The sequence below is a fragment of the uncultured Fretibacterium sp. genome, from assembly GCF_938040765.1.
GTDB lineage: Bacteria > Synergistota > Synergistia > Synergistales > Aminobacteriaceae > CAJPSE01.
This window is the reverse complement of the sequence record NZ_CALIAA010000245.1, coordinates 1-3,712: the sequence shown is the minus strand read 5'-3', so window position 1 is coordinate 3,712 and position 3,712 is coordinate 1. Positions and strand designations below refer to the sequence as shown.

Here is a 3,712-nt window from a genome sequence, read left to right as displayed (position 1 = left end):
CCAAAGAGAAAGACCGTCATGACCAAAGCAGCGGGCATACAGCCCTTCAGCAGGTTCATCGGCGATACAACAGCAAGTATCGTCCCCGACGCCATGTCCCAAGGCGTTGCCAAAAGGTTGCGCACGTCTTGGGCATCCGGAAGTCTATGCATTACCTCATAAAAAACATGATACGAGGCATTCAACAAAAACCAGGCACCCCACTGAAGAACGCTCCCCACTTTTGGAACGCTACCCAGAAGGACCAGAAATGCCGCGGAGACGCTCAGCAGAATCAAGGAGTGAACAGCCAGGCGTAAGCCCCCTAAAGCCCAGGAATGATACTGAACGTAAAGAATCAACTGGTCGGCATATGCTTGATGAAAGTAGCAAAGATCAATCAAGGCACTCAGAAAGCAGAACAAAAAACACAAAACAAAATTTTTCTTCACGGAACTGGCTCCTCCTGATGTGTATTCAAAATACCTTTCGCATACTGGGGTTAGTGGCTGATCGCTTCTCTCCAATGATTCATAAAATTGCTTTTCTCAACCATTTTCCTCAACTGCGTTTTCTCCAGGCCGGCAGATCAACGTTCGAATATCCCGGTTCACATGAAATCCACGCAATGCACGTTTTGCCGCGGTGATTCCACGAAGTACGGAGACCACATCAAAACTGCGAGCTCTTCTCAGAAGCCTGAGGGCCGCCGCGAGCATGAACAGCTTGAACTTGACCTTCAGCCACAGGAGCCTCGGGCCTCGTACGTCGTCGTAGAGGCAATCGAACAGCAGATGAAAATTGTACCACTTGGAGGCCGCCATGTTGGCGACGTTCAAGCGGGCGCCGCCGGCAGCATAATGCCTCAGGGTTCCCGAAACGGCATTCTTCAGTTTCCTGCCCATTTTTCTATGCAGGTAACAGGATAAAGCCGAATCCTCCCCCAGAGCATACCCCCCAAAGCGCTGAAACTCCTCGGGGAAACGAAGTCCGAGCTCCCCAAAGACCTCTCTCCGAAAGGCCATCCCGCATCCGCTCAGCCAATCCACGTCAATGCCGTGCGGTTCGGGGCAGGTCCCACGATTGTAGAGATAAGAGGTCATGACACGGGACCTGGATGAAACACGGAGTTTCTTTTGAACCTCTTTCGTGCCGTCTCCTTTCAGGACCGGAGCATGCGGGACATTGACGCCCCAAACATCCTCGTTCTCAAATGTCTGAAGAACCCCCTCCAGAGCGTCCTGCGACAACTCGCTGTCGTCATCGATAAACAATACATAGCGCACGGAAGGGATATGCTCCAGGACATGGTCCACCGCATCGTTGCGCTGCGAGGTCAATCCGGGACGGGGCGCCTCGAAATACCGAATGGGAAAAGTCCAAGCGCCATCCTCCGCCGCCCTTCGGGTCCGATCGTCGTCGCTGGCGTCCCAGACCACGCAGACAAAATCCCGAAACGCCGAACGCTCCAGACTGGCGAGCGCATATCTCTCGATCGCTTCACTACGGTTCTTCGTGGCGATGATCACAGCCAGGGGAACGGTCAGCATCTCTCTCCTCAATCCCATCCCATTCAATCCCACCATAAACTTCCCTGCTCGAAGAGAGACCTCACGCAAGCAGGGGCGCTTTCACTGCAACGATGTCAGTATAGCATTACAGGAGGCACAGCCGGGACAATCTGTCGGGGGGAATCAAGACAGGCGGTACGGACGAGCCTAAAAAACGAAAAACGACCTTCTTCTCCAGTCCGCTCAATAACGGATGTGGGGCGATTCCGATTCTAAATCGTTAGTAGGCAAGGCGAGCAAAAACAACGCAGCATACGAATGACTTAGAATCGGAATAAGGGAGCATGGCCGTTCGGCCATGCTCCCGGGAAAAACATGCTTTACTCCTCCTCTTCCTCCTCCTTGTGGGCCGCGATGACCTTCTTGGATATCTCGGCCGGGACCTCCTCGTAGTGGGAGTACTCCATGGAGAAGCTACCCTGTCCCGAGGTCATGGAGCGCAGCACGATCGCGTACCGGAACATCTCCGCAAGCGGGGCCTGGGCCTTGACGAGCTGGAGCCGGCCGTGGGCCTCCATGCCCATGATGCGGCCGCGGCGGCTGTTGAAGTCCCCCATCACGTCGCCCATGTACTGATCCGGGACGGTGACCTCGACGTTCATGATAGGCTCCAGCAGCACGGGAGAGGCGTCCATGATCCCCTTTTTGAAGGAAAGGCGCGTCGCCAGCTTGAAGGACATCTCAGAGCTGTCGACGTCGTGGTACGAGCCAAAGTAGAGCTCCGCGCGGAAGTCGACCACCGGGAAGCCCGCCAGGGGCCCCTTGACCATGTACTCGCGCAGCCCCTTCTCGACCGCGGGGATGAAGTTGCGCGGCACCGCGCCGCCCACGACGCTGTCCACGAACTCGAACCCGGCCCCCCGCTCGAGCGGGCTGTAGCGGATGTGGACGTCGCCGTACTGCCCGTGCCCTCCGCTCTGCTTCTTGTGCTTGCCCTGGGCCTCCGCGGTCTTTCGGATGGTCTCGCGGTAGGGAACCTGCGGCGTCCGCGTCTCCAGCTCGATTCCGTAACGCTCCTTCATGCGGGCCAGGACGATGTCGATGTGCAGGTCCCCCATCCCGGACAGCACGTTGTCGTGCGTCTCCGGGTTCTTCTCGAAGGTGAGTCCGCGGTCCTCGTCCAGGGTCTTGGATATGGCGTTGCCCAGCTTATCCTCGTCCGCACGGCTTTTGGCGATGACCGCCACGCTGTAGACAGGGCTGGGATACTCGATCTTCTCGAACTGACAGGAGGAACCGCCCTTGACGGCCAGGGTGTGCCCGACCTTCGTGCTCTGGAGCTTGGGGATCGCGACGATGTCGCCGGCGATGACCTCCTTGACGTCCTTTCCCTCCTTGCCGCACATCAGCTTGAAGGAGCTGATGCGTTCGTCCTCGCCCTTCTTGACGTTGAAGATGTTGTTCCCCTCCGAGGAGAGGGTCCCCGAATAGACGCGGATGAACGAGAGCTTGCCCACATAGGGGTCGACCATCACCTTGAAGCAGAGGGCGGAGAACGGAGCGGCCGCATCCGGAGCGACCTCGACGGTCTTGTCCCCATCCAATGCCTTGGCCGCCCCGACGTCCGTGGGGGAGGGGAAGTAATCCACGATGAAATCCAGAAGCTGATGAACGCCGATGTTCAGGGCTGCGGACCCCGCCAGGACCGGCATGACGCGCCTGGCGACGATGGCCGCGCGGAGCGTCCGGGCAAGGTCGGCGTCGGAGACGGCTTCTCCCTCGAGATAACGCTCCATCAGGGCGTCGTCCATCTCGACCGCCGCTTCCACCAGGGCCTCCTTTGCGGATGCCGCCGCGTCCGCCATGTCGGCGGGGACGTCGCCCTCCGTGAATTTTCCGCTGCCGTCCGTGACGTAGGTATAGGACTTCCCCCTGAGGACGTCTACGATTCCCTTGAAATGCTCCGCCGAGCCGATGGGCAGGAATACGGGAAGCGCGTTTTCCGAGAACTGTTCCCTTATATCCGCCAGCACTTTGTCGAAATCGGCGTTCTCGCGGTCCATCTTCGAGATGCAGAAGACGACGGGCTTATGGTTGTCCAGGGCGTACTCCCAGGCGCGGCCGGTCTGGACCTCCACCCCGCCCACGGCGCTGACCAGCAGCAGCGACGTGTCCGAGACGCGGATGGCGGCGCTCATCTCGCCCGCGAAGTCCGCAAAACC

Annotated in this window: 3 protein-coding genes; all 3 read right to left on the bottom strand. The window is 58.5% G+C overall.

The window, feature by feature from the left end; genetic code table 11:
* The coding region (locus Q0176_RS08495; protein WP_299301535.1) for a hypothetical protein at positions 1 to 431 on the bottom strand (431 nt) is incomplete at its 3' end.
* 96 nt (positions 432 to 527) lie between these two features.
* Entirely contained in the window at positions 528 to 1,565 is a 1,038-nt protein-coding gene (locus tag Q0176_RS08490) for a glycosyltransferase (RefSeq protein ID WP_299301532.1), read from the bottom strand.
* Between the two features lie 305 nt (positions 1,566 to 1,870).
* Positions 1,871 to 3,712: elongation factor G (fusA, locus tag Q0176_RS08485; protein ID WP_299301529.1), on the bottom strand; the 1,842-nt coding region annotated here is incomplete at its 5' end.

What these genes read in the sequence shown, in the direction of transcription:
- Q0176_RS08490 (WP_299301532.1), bottom strand. Translation starts at nt 1,565, where the DNA reads ATGGTGGGATTGAATGGGATGGGATTGAGGAGAGAGATGCTGACCGTT.